General features: G+C 71.4%; 16 protein-coding genes. 5 read left to right on the forward strand and 11 right to left on the reverse strand.

Annotated features, from left to right (window positions below; translation table 11 throughout):
• Positions 1–10: 10 nt before the first annotated feature.
• Entirely contained in the window at positions 11–508 is a 498-nt protein-coding gene (locus CRP56_RS03780) for a hypothetical protein (RefSeq protein ID WP_097260169.1), read from the reverse strand.
• 58 nt (positions 509–566) lie between these two features.
• A complete protein-coding gene (locus tag CRP56_RS03785; RefSeq protein WP_097260171.1) occupies positions 567–3,449 on the reverse strand; it encodes an ATP-binding protein in 2,883 nt (960 codons plus the stop codon).
• 246 nt (positions 3,450–3,695) lie between these two features.
• On the opposite strand from CRP56_RS03785, the gene CRP56_RS03790 reads away from it, so the two are divergent.
• Both CRP56_RS03790 and CRP56_RS03795 read left to right on the forward strand, forming a co-directional pair.
• A complete protein-coding gene (locus tag CRP56_RS03790; RefSeq protein ID WP_097260173.1) occupies positions 3,696–4,106 on the forward strand; it encodes an effector-associated constant component EACC1 in 411 nt (136 codons plus the stop codon).
• A 6-nt stretch (positions 4,107–4,112) separates the two neighbouring features.
• Positions 4,113–6,293 carry a caspase, EACC1-associated type gene (locus CRP56_RS03795; protein WP_097260175.1) on the forward strand — a complete coding sequence of 727 codons (2,181 nt, stop codon included), beginning with the start codon at positions 4,113–4,115 and terminating at the stop codon, positions 6,291–6,293.
• Here the strand turns inward: CRP56_RS03795 and CRP56_RS03800 are convergent.
• The 7 genes from CRP56_RS03800 to CRP56_RS03830 all read right to left on the reverse strand — a co-directional run bounded on the left by CRP56_RS03800 (position 6,288) and on the right by CRP56_RS03830 (position 12,308).
• Complete coding sequence (locus CRP56_RS03800) at positions 6,288–6,887, reverse strand: CGNR zinc finger domain-containing protein (RefSeq protein WP_097260177.1); 600 nt, start codon at positions 6,885–6,887, stop codon at positions 6,288–6,290. The genes CRP56_RS03795 and CRP56_RS03800 overlap by 6 nt on opposite strands.
• Before the next feature lie 40 nt (positions 6,888–6,927).
• Positions 6,928–7,830 carry a universal stress protein gene (locus tag CRP56_RS03805; RefSeq protein ID WP_097260179.1) on the reverse strand — a complete coding sequence of 301 codons (903 nt, stop codon included), beginning with the start codon at positions 7,828–7,830 and terminating at the stop codon, positions 6,928–6,930.
• 162 nt (positions 7,831–7,992) lie between these two features.
• Positions 7,993–8,235, reverse strand: a complete 243-nt coding sequence (locus tag CRP56_RS03810; protein ID WP_097260181.1) for a DUF397 domain-containing protein — start codon at positions 8,233–8,235, stop codon at positions 7,993–7,995.
• A 106-nt stretch (positions 8,236–8,341) separates the two neighbouring features.
• On the reverse strand, positions 8,342–9,508 hold the full coding sequence (locus CRP56_RS03815; RefSeq protein ID WP_097260183.1) for a thiolase domain-containing protein: 1,167 nt from the start codon (positions 9,506–9,508) through the stop codon (positions 8,342–8,344).
• Positions 9,505–10,548, reverse strand: coding sequence for a thiolase domain-containing protein (locus tag CRP56_RS03820; RefSeq protein ID WP_097273691.1), 1,044 nt, complete (start codon positions 10,546–10,548; stop codon positions 9,505–9,507). The genes CRP56_RS03815 and CRP56_RS03820 overlap by 4 nt, the downstream gene beginning before the upstream one ends.
• Positions 10,549–10,553: 5 nt before the next feature.
• Positions 10,554–11,495, reverse strand: a complete 942-nt coding sequence (locus tag CRP56_RS03825) for a Zn-ribbon domain-containing OB-fold protein (RefSeq protein WP_097260186.1) — start codon at positions 11,493–11,495, stop codon at positions 10,554–10,556.
• A 12-nt stretch (positions 11,496–11,507) separates the two neighbouring features.
• Positions 11,508–12,308, reverse strand: a complete 801-nt coding sequence (locus CRP56_RS03830; protein WP_097260188.1) for a crotonase/enoyl-CoA hydratase family protein — start codon at positions 12,306–12,308, stop codon at positions 11,508–11,510.
• 238 nt (positions 12,309–12,546) lie between these two features.
• On the opposite strand from CRP56_RS03830, the gene CRP56_RS03835 reads away from it, so the two are divergent.
• Complete coding sequence (locus tag CRP56_RS03835; RefSeq protein ID WP_097260190.1) at positions 12,547–14,187, forward strand: acyl-CoA synthetase; 1,641 nt, start codon at positions 12,547–12,549, stop codon at positions 14,185–14,187.
• A 115-nt stretch (positions 14,188–14,302) separates the two neighbouring features.
• Positions 14,303–16,075, forward strand: coding sequence for a sulfatase (locus CRP56_RS03840; protein WP_097260192.1), 1,773 nt, complete (start codon positions 14,303–14,305; stop codon positions 16,073–16,075).
• Positions 16,076–16,099: 24 nt separating this feature from the next.
• On the opposite strand, the gene CRP56_RS03845 is transcribed toward CRP56_RS03840, so the two are convergent.
• Entirely contained in the window at positions 16,100–16,786 is a 687-nt protein-coding gene (locus CRP56_RS03845; protein ID WP_097260194.1) for an alpha/beta fold hydrolase, read from the reverse strand.
• A 72-nt stretch (positions 16,787–16,858) separates the two neighbouring features.
• Positions 16,859–17,725 carry an alpha/beta fold hydrolase gene (locus CRP56_RS03850; RefSeq protein WP_097260196.1) on the reverse strand — a complete coding sequence of 289 codons (867 nt, stop codon included), beginning with the start codon at positions 17,723–17,725 and terminating at the stop codon, positions 16,859–16,861.
• A gap of 209 nt (positions 17,726–17,934) precedes the next feature.
• On the opposite strand from CRP56_RS03850, the gene paaK reads away from it, so the two are divergent.
• The gene (gene paaK / locus CRP56_RS03855; RefSeq protein WP_097273693.1) at positions 17,935–19,239 is read left to right on the forward strand and encodes a phenylacetate--CoA ligase PaaK; all 1,305 of its coding nucleotides are present in this window, start codon (positions 17,935–17,937) and stop codon (positions 19,237–19,239) included.
• Positions 19,240–19,245 lie beyond the last annotated feature (6 nt).

The raw sequence follows: 19,245 nt of genomic DNA on the forward strand, positions 1-19,245 counted from the left end.
GACGGCCGGTTCAGCCCTGCTGGAACAGCTCCGCCGGGAGCGGTTTCAGCAGGGCGTACAGGTCGTCGGTGATGGGGCGGTCCCAGGCGGCGATGGTCACCAGGACGTTGTCGCTGCGGTCGAACTGCACGCAGGAGATCCGGCTCTCGGAGAGCTTGAGGCGGCGCACGATCATGAGGTTGTCGCCCTGCATGACGGGCATGTCCTCGGTCTCGGTGACGGTCACCTCCTCGTCGTTCTCCAGCGCGATCAGCAGCTGGGCGACCTCGAAGGGGATCTCGCCCTCGGCGAGGTCACGGGCCGGGGAGCCCTCGGGGAGGTTGCCGATGATCATCGCGGGACCGCGGCCGCCGAAGAGGTCGTAGCGCAGGAAGACGCCCTGGCAGGTGCCGTCGGGGGCGGGCAGCAGGCCGGCGCCGAGGTTGCCGGGCCAGTCGCCCGGGTCCATGGCCAGTACGTCGAAGTCTGGGCCGGCGGGAGTCGCGCTGCGGCGGCGGAGGAACGACATGTGCCTATCGTACGGGGCCTTGAGGTGGTGGGGCGGACGCCCCTTGACGCTATTGCCCTCAGGTCCCTTTCAGGGCCTCCCGCAGTCCTGTGCTGTCCGTGCCCATCTTTCGGTAGACCGCCGACATCAGGCGTACGACGGTCTGCTCATCGATGTGCAATTCGCTCGCGATCTCTGCCCTGGCCAGGCCCTTCACGGTCAGGTTGGCCGCCGTGCGCTCGCGGGACGTGAGCGTGTCCGTCTCCGTGCTGTGCAGGCGGCGTGGGCGCAGGCCCGCCGCGGCCAGCTCGTCGCGGGCCTCCTCCACCAGCCCGTCGGCGCCGCACTGCACCGCCGCGTCCAGCCCTCGGTACAGATGCTCGGCGGCCTCCGCCGCCCGCCCCGTACGCCGCAGCTCGGTGCCCAGGGCGACCAGCGCGCACGCCAGCTCGTACCCGGCCGGGGAGCATTCCAGGTGGGATACCGCCTCCTCCAGGTACTTCACCCGCGCTGAACCCGACGAGACCTCCGCCGCCGTGCGCAGGGCCTGGCCGATGGCGGAGGGGGTGCCGAACTGGCGGGCCCTGGAGAGGGCTTCGAGGGCCGTGGTGATTGCGCGTTCGGGGGTGTCGTGGCTCTCGGCGCGGGCCAGGTGGAGCTGCCAGGGGCACCAGGCGGGGTTGCGGATGCCGCGAGGGTCGAGGCGGCGGCCCGCGGAGGCCAGCTGGCCCACGGCGTCCTTGGTGAGGCCGCGGGCGAGGAGCAGTTCGCCATAGACGGTCTGGGCGTCGGGGAAGACGACGGCGGCCGGGAAGGGCTCGCTGAAGGCGTAGTCCTCGGCGGTCTGGGCGGCCTCCGCGACCCGGCCGCGGGCGAGGAGGACCTCGATGAGGATGCCGACGGCGTACCAGTGGGCGGGGGTGCCGGGGCCGACGCGTTCGGCCAGCCGCAGTCCCGCGCGGACGAAGTCCTCGGCCTCGGCGAGCCGGCCACGGCGGTAGCGGAGGTAGGCGAGGAGCGTGTAGCCGAAGGAGAGGTGGGCGCCGCGCCAGCCCTGGCGTTCGAAGTCGGCGATGCCGGCGGCGAAGAGTTCTTCCGTGCGGCCGGGGCGGTCCGCGTACATGAAGGCGAGCGCTACCAGGACCGGTACCTCGAAGCCGCGGTCGGGTTCGGCCCAGCCGAGGCCGCCGGCGAGGGCGCGCTCGGCGTGGTGGAGGGCGACGTGGGCGGGTTCGCCGCGCAGGATGGCGTCCCAGGTGCGCAGGCCGATGATGTACCGCTCGGTGAGGTCGCGGCCCTTGAGGCGGTCGGCGAGTTTGGCGAGGCGGCGGGAGCGGGAGGGGTGGTCGGGTTCGTCGGCCCGGAAGGCGTCCCACATGAACTGCTCGGAGACCATGCGCAGCTTGACGCGGGCGTCGTCGGTGACGCGGATCTCGCGGGCGAGGGTGTCGGAGGCCTCCGCGAGGCGGTCGCTGTGGGCGAGGACCTGGGAGAGGCGGTAGACGATCTGGTGGCGCAACTCCCGGTCGGCGATGGGTTCTTCGAGGGCGGCGCGCAGATGGTTGACGGTGGTGGCGGGTTCGGTGAGCAGGGAGGCGCTGCCGAGTTCGTGGAGGACGGCGGCCCGGTCGTCGAAGGGCGGGGGTTCGCGCAGGGCGCGGGCGAGGTAGCTGCGGGCGGCGTCGGGGGCGCCGGAGCGGAGGGTCTCGGCGGCGGCGGCGCGCAGTTGCTGCACGACCCAGTTGTCGCCCTCGGGATGGGTCTCCAGGAGGTGGCGGGCGGCGGCGGAGGGGCCCTGGCCGTCGTCGATGAGGCACCAGGCGGCCTGGCCGTGCAGGGCGACGCGGACGCCGGAGGGGATGGCTCGGTAGACGGCGGTGGCGATGAGGGGGTGGACGAACTCGAGGGTCTCGGCGCCGGTGAGGATGCGGGCGCCGCGCAGGGCGTCGGCGGCGTCGGCGGCTTCTTCGTGGCCGAGTCCGGCGACGGCGGCGGCGAGCGCGGGGTGGATCTCGGTGCCGAGGACGGCGCAGGCCCAGGCGAAGCGGACGGTGGAGGTGCCGAGGCGTTCGAGGCGGGCGATCAGGCCGCTGCCCTTGACGGCGGCGGCGAGGTCGCGCAGCAGATGGGCGCCGGCCTCGGTGGGGTTGAGGCCGCGGTCGTGGACCTTGGCGGTGAGTTCGACGGTCTCGAAGGGGTTGCCGGCGGTGACGGCCCAGCACTCCCGGCAGAACGCGTCGTCGGCGTGGGTGCCCAGGGCCTCCCGGACGAGGCGGGCGACGGCGACGGCGCTGAGCGGTTCGAGATCGATGGGACGACCGCCCGCACGCCCCGGCAGCCCCCGGAACGACTCGGCGTGGTCGGGAAGTTCGTCGGGCCGGTAGGCGACCACCACGAGCAGCGGCAGTTCCTCGGCGCGGGGCGCGAACGCGGCGAGCCAGCCCAGGGATTCGGGGTCGGCCCAGTGGGCGTCGTCGAGGGCGAGGACCATCGGGGCGCGCTGCACGGTGAGATGGGTGAGCACCCAGTCGAGGCCGTCGCGCAGGCCCTGCGGGTCGGGCGGGGCGCCGCCGGTCGGGGCGCACAGGCCGAGGGCGGGGCCGACGATGTCGTACCAACTGCCCAACTGGGCGCGGAGATCGGCCTCCGCCGCGCCGGCGAACTGGGGTTGCAGCAGTTGCCGGGCGACGTGGAAGGCGACGCGCTGTTCCTGGTCGCCGCCGCGGGCGGACAGGACGGTGCAGCCACGGGCGGCGGCGCGGCGGCGGACCTCGGCCATCAGCGTGGTCTTGCCGAGTCCGGCGGGTCCGGCGAAGGCGAGGAGGGCGCCGCGGGGCTGCCCGCCCGGTTCGGCGCCGTCGGCGCGCAGTCCGGTGAGCTCGCCCAACGCCTCGTCCACTGCGGCGAGTTCGCTCTCGCGCTCGAAGAGCGTCCGGTTGCTCCGCATGCTGCGCCGACCCATGGCACACCCCCTGCCGCGGTGGCGCGTCCGCGCGGGGAGCGGGCGCACACCGTGACCTACAGGCACCTCAGCGTACGCCTCACGCGGGTCGCGCGACCCGGTTCGGGCATTACTGGTCGAGGCTGGGCCACGCGTCCGCATGAGGACCGGTCAGGTGTGGCGAGTGACTGCCGTGCGTGGCCTCGGGGCGCCACACTGTGAGGAGGGTGGAGCGCCACATCGCCGTCGGGGAAAACGGGGGGCAGCATGGGGGACGACGCAATGGCGGCCGTCGGCCGGATGGTGGACGTACGGGTGGATCTCAGCCCCGATCCCGAGTTCGGCGCCGAGGCCGGGGAGCGTGCGGCGCGGCAACTCCGGTCCGAGCTGTCGGAGTTGGATGTGGAGTCGCTGCGTGTCCTGGTCAGCGGCCCGGCTCCGGACGGTGCGAAGGGGTCCGACGCGCTGGCCGTGGGCGCGGTGGTGGTGGCGCTGAGCGCGTCGGGCGGGGTGTTCACCTCGCTCGTGGAGACGGTACGGGACTGGTTGGGGCGTTCTGCCGCGCGGCATCGAGTGTCGCTGACGATCGACGGTGACACGATCGAGCTGGAACACGCCACCGCCGACGAACGACGGGCGCTCGTCGAGGCGTACATCCGCCGCCACACGGAGGACTGACCGGCCGTGGGACGCCGACTAGCGCTGCTCGTCGCCACGTACGAGCACCAGGACAGCGGGTTGCGGCAGTTGACCGCCCCGGCCCACGACGCCGAGACGCTCGCCACGGTGCTGCGGGACCCCAACATCGCGGGGTTCGAGGTCACCACGCTGATCAACCAGCCGCATCACCGGGTCGGCGAGGCGATCGGCGACTTCTACAGCGACCGGCGCCGCGACGACCTCACGCTCCTCTACTTCACCGGTCACGGCCTCAAGGACGACAGCGGCCGCCTCTACCTCGCCATGACGAACACCCGCCGCGACAGCCTGCTGTTCACCGCGCTGTCCGCCGAGCACATCGACCAGGCCATGGACGGCTGCCCCTCCCGGCAGAAGGTGCTGATCCTGGACTGCTGCTACAGCGGGGCCTTCCCCGCCGGGCGGCTCTCCAAGGGAGACGCTGAGGTGCACACCCTGGAACGCTTCCAGGGCCACGGCCGCACCGTGCTCACCGCCTCCGACGCGACCCAGTACTCCTTCGAGGGCGACCGCGCGCACGGGCAGGCCACCCAGTCCGTGTTCACCCGGTACCTGGTGGCCGGACTCCGTGACGGCAGCGCCGATCTCGACGGCGACGGCGACATCACCCTCGACGAGCTGTACGGCTACGTCCACGACCGGGTCGTCGACGAGATGCCGCAGCAGCGCCCGAAGAAGCTCGACAGTGTCGAGGGCCGGATCGTCATCGCCCGCAACGTCAACTGGTCCCTCCCCGCCCATCTGCGCAACGCCCTGGCCAGCCCCATCGCCACGGACCGCCTCTCGGCCCTCGACGGCCTCGCGCATCTGCGCCGCGTCGGCAACGAGCGCGTCCGCGCGGTGGCCCTGGAGGAGATCCGGCGCCTCGCGCAGGACGACAGCAAGGTGGTGTCGACGGCGGCCATGGCGCAGCTGCGGCCGGTGGCGGCGCCGAAGCAGGAAGCGGCTGTGAAACCGCCGGTACCGCATTCCGAATCTGTACCGGAACCCGAGGCGCCCGCTGCTCCGATCACCGTCGCACCGCGCCTGCGGCGCAGACGGTTCTACCTGCTGACCACGGCCATCGCTCTGGGGCTGGCGGCTGTCGTCGGTGGACTGCTCGCCTACGGCGGCGGGGACGACCGCGAACCCTGCCCCGCCGCCCTGCAGCCCACGGCCACCCTCCCGCGCAAGGGGAACGACTGGATCGAGTTCAGCCCGGACGAGAAGACGTTTCTCACCATGGACGCGGGCAGCGGCAACACGGTGCGGCTGTGGGACGCGAAGACACGCACACCGAAGTCCGTGCTCGGACACCAGACGCTCCCCAACAACGCCGTCGGGTTCAGCCCTGGCGGCCAGTTCCTCGTCACCCAGAGCGCCTACGACCCGGACGAAGCCGCCACGGTCCAGCTGCTCACCGTGGCCAACGGACAGACCATCTCCGTCCGCACGAGTGCCGACGGAGTCGCCAGCGCCGCCGTCGACCCCGAGGGCGCGGTGCTCGCCACAGCCGATGCGTCACACCCCGCCAAGGAGTACAAGAACCCCATACAGCTGTGGAACACCAGCACCGGCAAGAGCATCCGCACCCTCACCGGCCACGCCAACGGCGTGGAGACCATGGAATTCAGCCGCGACGGGAAAACCCTCGCGACAGTGGGCCGCGACGGCAAGGCGAAGCTGTGGAACTTGGCCGACGGAAACGCGATCGCCACCGTCTCAGGCTCCGGCGGGGGACAGTTCAGCCCCGACGGCAAGACCTTCGCGGCCTGGTCCAGCGACAGAACAGGACCCTTGCGCCTCATCGACGTGGCAACCGGTGACATCGACGCACGCCTGTCCGGCGCCTTCGCCGGAGTCTTCAGCCCCGACGGCACGACCATCGCCGCCGGGACTCCCAGCGGGGGTATGCGGCTGTGGAACGTCCGCAAGCGCGAGTTCGTCGCAGACATCAGCGACAAGAGCGTCTTCCTCGGTTTCAGTCCCAGTGGGGCGGTCATCGCCGTCGGGACCGAAGACACCCGCAAGGTGGAGCTGTGGGACGTGAAGAGCCACAAGACCGTCTCCACGCTCACCGGCATCGGCTCGGCGCACACCTTGAAAATGAGCTACGACGACAAAACCCTGGCGATGGTCAGGAAGGACGGCTCGATCGCCTTCTGGGACATCTCCGCCTGCTCATGACCCAGCCCCCTGCCGATGCCGCTCATGGTGCCGCGCTACCCTCGCCCGGTTCCCGCAGGCCGGCTTGCACCATTCCTGCCGTGGATGCTCCTTCAGGAAGTACCGCACACAGCGTGGCCCGTGGCAGGCGCGCAGTCGCTCCCGATCGGGACCGGCGAGGAAGGCGATCGCGGCCCGTGAGAGCACCGCTGTCAGGTCCTCCTCGCCGTCCGGCACACGGTTCTCCACGACGGGTTCGGCGTCCTCGGCCCAGTGCAGCACCGGGACCGTGGGCGTGCGGGCGGCCGCGGCGTTGAGGAGGTCGACGGCGTCGGGTACCGGCATCAGACGGGTCGCGTCGGCGGGGCTCGGGGCGCCCGGGCGTACCGCGCGGGCGAACAAGGCGCGGACCGCCGCGCGCAGTTCGCGTACGGCGGCCAGTTCCGCGTCCCCGGCGGCGAAGCCCGGCGCCACGGTGTCGGGGTGGGCCTGGACCCAGGCCGTGAGGCCTGCCGGGTCGGTCAGGTCGTCGGCGACGCCGCCCTGGCCGTCGTGGCGGATGGTGAGGGCGAGGTCGAGGGCGAGGCGGGCGTCCCTGCTGATCGAGTCCTGCATGGATCTAATGATAGAGGCCGCATCTACCCATTAGGCGCGGTTACCCATTGGCCGCCTCGGGCGGCACCACCGCCACCGGGCTCGCCGCGTGCAGCAGCACCGCCTGCGTCACCGAGCCCATCATGCGCGCCGGCGCCAGCAGTCTGCGCCGATGGCGGCCGACGACGACCAGCTCGGCGTCCTTCGAGGCGGCGACGAGATGGCCTGCCGCGTCGCCCGGCGGCGCCTGGATGTCGACCGGCAGGGACGGGTGGCGCTTGTGGTGCGGGGCGAGGAAGCCCTCGGCGAGCGTGCGGGTCTCGTTCTCGACGGCGTCCTGGTCGATCACCGGCGGGACGAGTTCGCCGGGGACGGCCCAGGCCTGGAGCGGCCACTGGTAGGCGGCGACGACCTGGAGGCGGGCGCCGCGCAGGGCGGCCTCGGTGTGGGCGAAGGCGAGCGTCGCCTCGTCGGGGGCGTCGACCTGAAGGCCGACGACCACGCGCGGGCCCGGCTCGACCTCCACGTCCTCGTGCACCTCACGTCCCGGCGGGGGCACCACGACCACCGGGCACTCCGCGTCGCGGGCCGCGGCCATGCCGTTGGAGCCGAGCAGCAGGCTGGCGAAACCGCCGCGTCCCCGGGAGCCGAGCACCAACAGCTGGGCGGTGGAGCCGAGTTCGGGCACGACGGCGCTCGGCGCGCCCTCCAGCGCGAGGTACTCCACGACCGGCCGGTCGGCGCTGTCCGCGAGGTGTTCGCGCACGTCGTCGAGGACCGGGTCGTCGTCCGGCGCGGGCGGCCCGGCGGCCAGTACGTCGGGCTGGGCCCAGGCGGCGTACTGCCGTACATGGACCACCCGCAGCGGTGCCCGCCGCCTGCGGGCGGCGTCCACGGCCCAGTCCAGGGCGCGCAGGCTGTCGTCCGAACCGTCGACCGCCGCGATGACCGGCAGGGTGCTCATGGGTTCCTCACCTCCGGGATACGACCGTCCCCCGGGGCCAGCCTCGCTCAGGCCGTCACCCCGGAGGTGTGCTCACGGTCGCGTGTCCGGAAAAACGGGTGGAACACCCCCGGATCAGCGGCTCACACCGAGCCGCGACACGTCACCTCGTCTCGTCTGCTGTCAGGTGAGGTCGAACTCCCCTTCCCTCGCGCCCGACACGAAGGCACCCCACTCGGCGGGTGTGAAGATCAGGGAAGGGCTCTCCGGGCGGCCGCTGTTGCGCATCGCGATGAATCCCTCGACGAAGGCGATCTGGACATCGCCCAGGCCACGGCTGCTGGACTGCCATTCGGCGGTGCTGAGGTCCAGCTCGGGCTTGTCCCAGCCCATGAGCGGCTGCTGCTGGATGGTGGTCTCGGCCACGTCCGTGCTCCTCCCGATTGCGTCGTCCGCGGCCAGCCTAGCGATCCACTTCGGCCGCCGACAGGCCACGTGAGGGGGACCTTTCCACGACCGTCCGGACGGCGTTTCACGCATCAGGGGGTTCGGACCCCACCAGCCACATCGAGAAGAACTGCGAGCCGCCGCCGTAGGCGTGCCCGAGCACCTTCCGCGCCCCGTCCACCTGGTGCTCCCCGGCCTGTCCGCGCACCTGGAGCGCCGCCTCCGCGAAGCGGATCATGCCGGAGGCGCCGATGGGGTTGGTGGACAGGACGCCGCCGGACATGTTGACGGGCAGGTCGCCGTCGAGTTCGGTCACGCCGGACTCGGTGAGCTTCCAGCCCTCGCCCTCGTCGGCGAAGCCCAGGTTCTCCAGCCACATGGGCTCGTACCAGGAGAACGGCACGTACATCTCGACGGCGTCGATGTCCCGGCGCGGCTCGGCGATCCCGGCCTGGCGGTACACGTCCGCCGCACAGTCCTTCCCGGCCTGCGGCGACACCGCGTCCTTGCCCGCGAAGAGCGTGGGTTCGCTGCGCATGGCGCCGCCGAGCACCCAGGCGGCCGGGCGGGGGGCGCGGGCGGCCCCGGCCCGGTCGGTGAGCACCATCGCGCAGGCGCCGTCGGAGGACGGGCAGGTCTCGGAGTAGCGGATGGGGTCCCAGAGCATGGGCGAGGCCTGGACCTTCTCCAGGGTGATGTCGTGCTCGTGCAGGTGCGCGTAGGGGTTCTTCAGCGCGTTGCGCCGGTCCTTGTACGCGACCAGGGAGCCGACCGTGTCGGGCGCGCCGGTGCGCCGCATGTACGCGCGCACGTGCGGAGCGAAGAAGCCGCCCGCCCCGGCCAGCAACGGCTGCTGGAAGGGGATGGGCAGGGAGAGTCCCCACATGGCGTTGGACTCGGACTGCTTCTCGAAGGCGACGGTGAGCACGGTCCCGTGGACGCGCGCCGCGACCAGGTTGGCGGCGACGAGGGCGGTGGATCCGCCGACCGAGCCCGCCGTGTGCACCCGCAGCATCGGCTTGCCGACGGCACCGAGCGCGTCCGCGAGGTACAACTCCGGCATCATGACGCCCTCGAAGAAGTCGGGCGCCTTGCCGATGACGACGGCGTCGATGTCGGCCCACGTCAACTCGGCGTCGTCGAGGGCGCGCCCGGCCGCCTCCCGGACGAGTCCGGCGATCGAGACGTCCCGGCGGGCGGCGACGTGCTTGGTCTGGCCGATGCCTGTGACGGCCACGGGCTCCTTGCTCATCGCGGATCCCCTTCGAGTACGGCGACCAGGTTCTGTTGCAGACAGGGGCCGGAGGTGGCATGGGCGAGGGCCCGGTCGGACTCGCCCCGCTGGATGCGCGCGGCGGCCTCGCCGATACGGATCAGTCCCGCGGCCATCATCGGGTTGGCGGCGAGGGCACCACCGGACGGGTTGACCCGCACGTTCTCGTCCAGGCGCAGGGCCTTGCGCAGCACGACCTCCTGCGAGCTGAACGGCGCGTGCAACTCGGCGGTGTCCACGGGTCGTTCGAAGGCCCCCGCCTTCTCGGCGGCCAGGCGGGCGGAGGGTGAGTCGGTGAGATCGCGGACGCCGAGGCCGTGGGCCTCGATGCGGTGGTCGATGCCGCGGATCCAGGCGGGGCGTGGGCACAGTTCCCGGGCGCGTTCCCCCGCCGCGAGGATGACGGCGGCGGCGCCGTCGCCGATGGGCGGGCAGTCGCCGGTGCGCAGGGGGCGTACGACATAGTCCCCTTGCGGCACCGAACCGCGCAGCTGGGCACGGGTGTTGTCGGTGGCGCGGCTGCGGGCGCCGATGCCGGCCAGGGCGGGCTCGTCGGTCTCGCCCGCGTCGATCAGGGCCTGCGCCTGGAGGGCGGCGAGGGCGACGGAGTCGGGCCACAGGGGTGCCACGTAGTACGGGTCGAGCTGACGGGTCAGTACGTCGCGGACGGAGCCGGGCGAGGACTTGCCGTACGAGTACACCAGCGCGGTGTCCGCGTCCCCCGACAGGAGCTTGGTCCACGCCTCGTACAGCGCCCACGCCCCGTCCATCTCCACGTGCGACTCGGAGATCGGCGGCCAGGCGCCCACGCCGTCGAGGGCGAGGGTGAAGGAGAAGGCGCGGCCGGCGAGGTAGTCGCAGGAGCCGGAGCAGGTGAAGCCGATGTCGGCGGTCTTCAGGCCGGTGCGGTCGAGGACGTCGTGCAGGACCGGCATGAGCATCTCCACCTCGGACTGTTCCTCGGTGGTGCGCAGGATGTCGGACTGTGCGAAGGCGACGACGGCGATGTCCCTGGTCACGGCTGTCACAGCAGCTCCTTGTAGGTCTCGTAGTCCGCGTCGGGTTCGCCGGTGGGCCGGTAGTGGTCGGGATAGCGGCCGCCTTCGGTCCACACCGGTTCGACCCTGAGCCCCATCCGCACCTGGTCGTACGGGATGCCGCCGATGCGTCCGTGCAGGGCGAGGTCGGCGCCGTCGAGAGCGATGTGGGCGTAGACGTAGGGGACTTCGATGTCGAGGTTCTTCGCCTTGATGTTGACGATGCAGAAGGTGGTGACCGTGCCCGCCGGGCCGACCTCGACCTGTTCCGAGGTGGCGACGCCGCACGTGGGACAGGCGCCCCTCGGGGGGACGTACACCTTGCGGCAGGACGGGCAGCGTTCGCCCACGGCGCGGCGGTCGGCGAGGGCGTTGATGTAGGCGGTCTGGGCACGGCCGGGCGAGTAGGTGTAGTCGAGGCGGGCGTGGGCGACGATGCCGGTGACGGGGTCCTCGAACTCACCGCTGTGGCCCGCGGGTTGGGCGGGGTCGCCGTCGTACGGCTCGAAGCAGGCGATGTCGGTGATCGCTCCGACGCGGTCCTCGGCCCAGCGGACGCGGACGCGCAGGCCGGTGTGCACGGCGTCGGGGCCCGGGGCGTCGAGGGCGTGGAGGAGGGCGGTGTCGGCGCCGTCGAGGCGGACGAGGACCCAGGCGAAGGGCGAGGACAGGGGCTGGCCGCGGCGTGGCTCGTGGTTCCAGGCCCAGGTGGTGACCGTGCCGGTGGGGGCGACCTCGACGAGGTCGCGGATCTCCTCCGCGGTGACGGGGTCGTACTCGACGGGCGGGACGAGAGTGCGGCCGTCGCCGGTGCGCACGCCGAGGACGACGCGGTCGCGCAGGCCGGTCAGGAAGGCGCTCTGGACGGGGCCGAGGGAGCGGGTGAAGGGGAACTCGACGACCAGCGGGGCTTTCAGGACTTCCGGCATCGCCGGCCTCCTTCAGTGGCGCTTGTAGACGGGCGGGCGCTTCTCCGCGAAGGCGCGGGCGCCTTCCTTCGCGTCGGCGGTGTCGAACACCGGCCAGCCGCGCTTGAGTTCGGCGGCGAGGCCTTCCGTCTCGGTCAGTTCGGCGGTCTCGTAGACGGACGCCTTGACGGCCTCCACCGCCAACGGGGCGCAGGCGTTGACCTGTTCGGCGATCTCCAGGGCCCTGGTCAGGGCCGTGCCGTCGGGGACCACATGGCCGATCAGACCGATGTCCGCCGCCTCGCGGGCGCTGTAGGGGCGGCCGGTGAGGAGCATCTCCAGGGCGTGGGTGCGCGGGATCTGGCGCTGGAGGCGGACGGTGGAGCCGCCGATCGGGAACAGGCCGCGTTTGACCTCGAACAGGCCGAAGGTCGCCGACTCCCCGGCGACGCGGATGTCGGTGCCCTGGAGCATCTCGGTGCCGCCCGCGACGCAGTAGCCCTCGACGGCGGCGATGACCGGTTTGCGGGGGCGGTGGTGGCGGAGCATCGCCTTCCAGTGCAGGTCGGGGTCGGCCTTGAGGCGGTCGCGGTACTGCTCGCCCTCCATGCCCCGGCCGGCGAGGGCCTTGAGGTCCATGCCGGCGCAGAAGGAGCCGCCCGCGCCGGTGAACACGATCGAGCGGACCGTGTCGTCCGCGTCGGCTTCCAGCCAGCCGTCGTACAGGCCGACGAGCATCGCCAGCGAGAGCGCGTTCTTGGCCTCCGGCCGGTTGAGCGTGAGCACCAGTGTGGCGCCCTCGCGCCGCACGGTGAGGTGTTCCGTCCCACCCATGGACCGTCTCCCCTCCGAGCTTTTCTCCGCCGGACTTCTCTCCGCCGAGCTTTTCTCCGCCGGACTTCTCTCTGGCGACAGACCGACCGGCAGAACGAGAACAGGTTGCAGGAGTGGACCGACCTCTTCAAGAGTTTTCTGACAGACAGTCAGATTTGTTGTGCGCGGGCTCTTCACACTTGTGCCGCCCTTTGCTCTGATGACCGGCAGCCGGTCATGGGCGGGGTCAGGAGGAGCTGTGGAGTACAACCTTGCCGACCTGTTCGAGTCGGTCGTGGACGTGGTCCCGGACCGTGAGGCGCTGGTGTACCTCGACATCCCCGGTACCGGAGCGGAGCGCCGGTTGACGTACGCGGAACTGGACGCGGCCGCCAACCGCGTCGCCCACCATCTGATCGACCACGGCATCCGGCCCGGTGAGCACGTCGGACTGCACCTCTACAACGGCATCGAGTACCTCCAGGCCGCGATCGGCTGCCTCAAGGCGCGGATCGTGCCGGTGAACGTCAACTACCGGTATGTCGAGGACGAGTTGGTATACCTGTACCGGGACGCCGACCTGGTGGGGCTGTTCTTCGACGCGGAGTTCGGCGAGCGGGTGGCGGCGGCGCTGCCGCTGACCGAGAAGCTTCGGCATCTGGTGCGGGTCGGGGACGGGGAATCCGGGCCGGACGCCGTGGCGTTCGCGGACGCCGAGGCCGCCGGGTCGCCCGAGCGCGGGTTCCCGCGGCGCTCGGGCGACGACCAGTTCATCATCTACACCGGCGGCACCACCGGGATGCCCAAGGGTGTGATGTGGCGTCAGGAGGACCTGTTCTTCTCGGGGATGGGCGGTGGCGCGCCGACCGGTGAGCCGGTGAAGCAGCCCGAGGAACTCGCCGAGCGGGTCGCCGCGGGCGGCTCGGGGATCACCTTCTTCCCCACTCCCCCGCTGATGCACGGCACCTCGACGCTCACCGCCTTCATCGGCTTCAACTTCGGCCAACGCGTCGTGATCCACCGCAAGTTCGTGCCCGAGGAAGTGCTGCGGACCGTCGAGAAGGAGCGCGTCACCAGCATGTCCCTGGTCGGCGACGCGATGCTGCGCCCGTTGATCGACGCCCTCGAAGGGCCCATGAAGGGCACGGACATGTCGTCGATGTTCAGCGTGTCGTCGTCCGGGGCGATCATGTCGGACACCGTGCGCCGGCAGTTCCAGGCTCTCGTCCCGAACGTGATGCTGCTGAACAACTTCGGCTCCTCGGAGTCCGGCTTCAACGGCACCGCGACGGACGACTCCGGCCCCGAGCGGGGCTTCCGGGTCCGGGTCAACTCCCGCACCCAGGTGGTCGATCCGGCCAGCCACGAGCCGATCGCGCCGGGCGAGGTGGGCCGGGTCGCCCAGTGCGGCCACGTACCGCTCGGCTACTACAACGACGCGAGGAAAACGGCCGAGACCTTCTTCGAGAAGGACGGGGAGCGCTGGGTGCTGCTCGGCGACATGGCCACCGTCGACGAGGACGGGATCGTCGTCGTACTGGGCCGCGGATCGCAGTGCATCAACACCGGGGGCGAGAAGGTGTACCCCGAGGAGGTCGAGCAGGCGCTCAAGTCCCATCCGGACGTGTACGACGCCCTGGTGGCCGGGGTGCCGGACGTGAAGTGGGGCCACCATGTGGCAGCGGTCGTACAGCTGCGGGACGGCGCGGCCCAGCCGTCGCTCGACGACATCCAGACGCACTGCCGGTCTCACCTCGCCGGGTACAAGATCCCCCGGCAGCTGGTGATCGCGGAGTCCATACGGCGCTCCCCGAGCGGCAAGGCGGACTACCGGTGGGCGCGGGAGGTGGCGGCACGCGAGGTGGCGGCGGGGGTGGACGCGGCGGGGGCGGACGGATGAATTCCGGTCGTCACGATTGAACCGTCGGTGGCCCACGGACGTACTGGTGGTGGCAGGCTCGCTCCCAGGGCTTTGTTCGTCATGCCATCGCAAGACCGTACGGAAGGACCGCCGGGTGTCGCTCTTCACACCTCGCTCTCGTCAGTCGTCGGACAGCACCGAGTTGTCGGACGCCACCGGGAGCGAGGAACCGGCTGAGGCGGAAGCGGCGGAAGGGCCGGAGGAGGTGGCGCCCGCCGGGAAACCCGGGTGGTTCGGCTGGCGTCGCCGCTACCCGCGTACCGCGCGGGGCGTGAGCATCGGTACGACCGTGCTGGCCGCTCTGCTGGTCCTCGGCGCGCTGCTCGTGCCCAACCGCCTCGACTGGATCAGGTTCGAGTCCTTCCTGCGTCTCCCCGTCGAGGCGATCCTCCTGGCGGGCCTGCTGCTGGCGCTGCCGACGAGGGCGCGCCGGATCACGGCCGTCGCCTCGGGCGTGTTCCTGGGCCTGTTCACGGTCGTCAAGTTCCTCGACATGGGCTTCCGGCAGACCCTGGCCCGCCCCTTCGACCTGGTCTTCGACTGGATCCTGCTGGACGACGCGGCGGACTTCGTCCGGGAGTCGTACGGCCGTTCGGGAGAGCTGCTCGCGATCACCGCGGTAATCGTGCTGTTCGTGTCCGTGCTGACGCTGTGCACGCTCTCCGTGATGCGGCTGTCCAACCTCATGGCACGGCACCGCGCGGTGGCCGCCCGTACGACACTCGTCCTGGGCACGGTGTGGATCCTGTGCTTCACCATGGGCGTGCAGTTCAGCGGGCTCACCTTCGCCACCAAGGGCAACATCCAGTTCGTCGCCAACCGGGTCCAGCAGGTGCACGACGGCTTGGTCGACGCCAAGGTCTTCGAGAAGCAGGCCAAGGTCGACGCCTTCGCGAACACCCCGCCCGACCAGCTGCTGACCGGACTGCGCGGCAAGGACGTGCTGTTCACGTTCATCGAGAGCTACGGCCGGATCGCCATCGACGACCCGGCGATGGCCCCGCAGATCGACGCGGCCCTCCAGGACGGCAACAACCGCCTCAAGGCGGCCGGGTTCCAGTCCCGCAGCGGCTGGCTCAGCTCGCCGGTCACCGGCGCGGGCAGCTGGCTGGCCCACTCGACGTTCCTGTCCGGCCTCTGGGTCAAGAACCAGCAGCGCTACCGCAGCCTCACCACCGGCGACCGCGCCACCCTCACCAGCTACTTCCAGAAGACCGGCGCCTGGCGCACGGTCGGCATCGTGCCGGGGGTGCGCAAGGCGTGGCCCGAGGGCAAGTACTTCGGCCTCGACCACATCTACGACTCCACCCACCTCGGCTACAACGGCCCCTACTTCAGCTGGACGCCGGTCCCCGACCAGTTCAGCCTCGAATCCTTCGAGCGCCTCGAGCACGGCAAGCAGAACCGCGACCCGATCATGGCGGAGATCATCCTGGCCTCCAGCCACAACCCCTGGTCGCCGATCGCCCACATGATCGACTGGGACCAGCTCGGCGACGGCTCGGTCTTCGAGCGGATCAAGAAGGAGGGGACGGACCCCAAGGAGGTCTGGAAGAGCGCGAAGCGGGTGCGCACCGAGTACCGCAAGGCCATCGAGTACTCGTTGCAGAGCCTCACCGAGTGGGTCGAGCGCTACGGCGACGACAACACGGTCCTCGTCTTCCTCGGCGACCACCAGCCCGTTCCTACCGTCACCGGCGGCGACACCAACAAGGACGTGCCGATCACGATCGTGGCCCGCGACCCGAAGGTGCTGGACCGGATCTCCTCCTGGGGCTGGACGGAGGGCCTCAAGCCGGCCGGGAACGCGCCGGTGTGGCCGATGGACAAGTTCCGGGACCGCTTTATGACGGCGTACGCGAAGTAACGGGTCACGCAGGGAAGTACCGGGTCACTCCGTGAGGAAGGGTTCCACCGCTGCCAGGAACTCCTCCGGACACGTCTCGTGCACGAGATGCCCGGCCCCGTCGACGGTGACGAGCCGTGCGTCGGGGATGGCGGCGGCGACCGCGGCGACCTGATCCTGCGGAATCAGGCTCGTGGCCCCGCCCCCGATCACCAGCGTGGGCATGGTGATCAGCCCCATGTGGTCCCACCACACAGGATCGGGGGCGTTCCGCTGCCGGTCGGTGTCCCGCACCATCGCCCAGTCGAACGGCAGGTCTCCGTCGGGCCGTTCGGCGGGCGGGCGGGGCGGGTCGAGGGGGAAGGGCGCGGGGACGTCCTCCAGGACGAGACGCCGTACGACGTCCGGGGCGCGCTGGGCGAGGAGGTAGGCGACGGTGCCGCCGAGGGAGTGCCCGACGACATCGGCCCGCCGGATGCCGAGCGCGTCGAGGAAGCCACGCACGTCGTCACGCATCGCCTCGCACGCATAGCCGCCCGGCCAGTCACTGCGCCCGTGACCGCGCAGATCGGGGGCGTACACCCGACGCGGTCCCGCGGCGAGGCGTTCCGCGACCCCGGTCCAGTCCGCGCCGTCGGCGCCACGGCAGTGCAGCAGGAGGACGGGCGGCGCGTCCTCGGGGCCCCAGGCGCGGTAGGCGAGGGTGATGCCGTTGGCCTTGAGGTTGTTCATACGGGGCAACGTATCCGGGAACGCGACGGCGCACGCCCTGCTCTGCCGTGAGCAGAGCGGGTATCCGCGCCCCTACGCTGCCGTGGACGGAGCCGGCGCCACGCTCTCGTCGAGGAATGCGGCGACCCGTCGTACGAACCACTCCGGATCGTCGAGCCACGGGTAGTGCGCGGCGCCGGGCTGGACGGCGAGCTCGGCGTGCGGGAAGACGGCGGCGGTGTGGCGGGCCAGCTCGGGCCGAGGCGCCCCGTCCAGCTCGCCGGCGAGGACGAGGACCGGGGCGGGCAGCCGGGCGAGGGCCGCTCGGGTGGCGGGCGGGTCGTAGGCACCTTCGGAGCCGTACACGTCCGCGGCCTCGTCGTTGAACTCCTCGTCGCCGCGGGCGTGGTGTTCCTCGGCGGCCTGGTCCCAGCGGCCGTAGAAGAACGGCGCGATGGCCGGGTCGTAGTCGGGCGCCCCGCTCAGCCAGGCCTCGAACGCCGGGAACGCCTCGGCGAACCAGGGCTCGTCCTTCCGCAGAAGCGCCGCGGCCAGCCGGTCCTCGGACGAGGCCGTCGTCCCGAGCGCCCACGGGTTGGCGGCGACCAGCACCAGCCGCCGCACCCGCGCCGGGTACCGGGCGGCGTACAGCATGGCGAGGCTGCCACCGGCCGAGTGCGCGAGGACGTCCATGCGCTCCAGCCCCAGCTGCACCCGCAGCGCCTCCACGTCGTCCACGAGCCGATCGCACCGGTACGTCGCCGGGTCCGCCGGCACGGCGGAGTCACCGGTCCCCCGCAGATCGAGCAGCACGAGCTGCCGGTGCGCGGCGAGGCCGCCCAGGTCCCCGAGGTAGCGGGAGGCCTGCATGGGCCCTCCGGGCAGGACGACGAGGGGATCACCCTCGCCCTTCAGGTGGTAGGCGAGCTCGGTTCCGTCGGACGCGGCGAAGATCGGCATACCGTGATCCTCACGACCGATCGCCCCCGGCCGCAACGGAATTCCGTCCGCCGCCCCGGCCCATCCGGAAAATCCGCCGCCCGGGCGCCTCCGGAAAAGTGGACGTCCACCTCTTGCTTGATCTCCCGCGGCCTGGGTTACTGATCCCCGAGACCTCGACCGAATGATCGGTCGCCCGGATTGCTGTGGTTGGTGAGGTGGACGTGCCGATGGCGGATGCGGCGGAGTTGCTGGACGCGGGGGAACGGCTGGACGGGCCGGCTTTGCGGGCGCTTCAGTTGGAGCGGCTGCGGGCGTCACTGCGGCACGCGTACGACCATGTGCCGTTCTACCGCGAGTCCTTCGACAAGTCGGGCATCCACCCCGACGACTGCCGCTCCCTCGCCGACCTCGCCCGCTTCCCCTTCACCACCAAGGCCGACCTGCGCGAGAACTACCCGTACGGGATGTTCGCCGTGCCCCGTGACCGTATCCGCCGCATCCACGCCTCCAGCGGCACCACCGGCCGCCCGACCGTCGTCGGCTACACCGACGGCGACCTCTCGCTCTGGTCCGACATGGTGGCCCGCTCCCTGCGCGCGGCGGGCACGCGCCCCGGCGACACGGTCCATGTGGCGTACGGATACGGCCTGTTCACCGGAGGCCTCGGCGCGCACTACGGCGCCGAACGGCTCGGCTGTACGGTCGTCCCCGCGTCCGGCGGCATGACCGCCCGTCAGGTCCAGCTGATCCAGGACTTGAAGCCCCGGGTCATCATGGTGACGCCGTCGTACATGCTGACGATCCTCGACGAGTTCGAGCGGCAGGGCGTGGACCCGCGCGACACCTCCCTGGAGGTCGGCGTGTTCGGCGCCGAGCCGTGGACGGAGCAGATGCGCCGGGAGATCGAGGAGCGGTTCGCCATCGACGCGGTCGACATCTACGGGCTGTCGGAGGTGATCGGCCCGGGCGTCGCTCAGGAGTGCGTCGAGACCAAGGATGGCCTGCATGTGTGGGAGGACCACTTCTTTCCCGAGGTAGTCGACCCGATCACCGGCGAGGTGCTGCCGGACGGCGAGCAGGGGGAACTGGTCTTCACCTCGCTCACCAAGGAAGCGATGCCCGTCATCCGGTACCGGACCCGGGATCTGACCCGTCTGCTGCCGGGCACCGCCCGCGTCTTCCGTCGCATGGAGAAGGTCACCGGACGCAGTGACGACATGGTGATCCTGCGGGGCGTCAATCTCTTCCCCACGCAGATCGAGGAGATCGTGCTGCGCACCCCGGGCGTCGCGCCCCACTTCCAGCTGCGGCTGACCCGGGAGGGGCGACTCGACGCGCTGACGGTACGGGCGGAGGCCCGCCCCGACGCCACACCGGAGGACCGGGAGGCCGCGGTACGGTCCATCGCCGCGGCCGTCAAGGACGGCATCGGTGTGTCGGTCTCCGTCGAGGTCGTCGAGCCCGAGTCGCTGGAGCGTTCGGTGGGCAAGATCCGGCGGATCGTCGACCTGCGGTCGAACAGCAAGCAGTGATAAGGA

Origin of the sequence: Streptomyces sp. TLI_55, assembly GCF_900206255.1 — a bacterium.
Classification (GTDB): domain Bacteria; phylum Actinomycetota; class Actinomycetes; order Streptomycetales; family Streptomycetaceae; genus Streptomyces; species Streptomyces aquilus.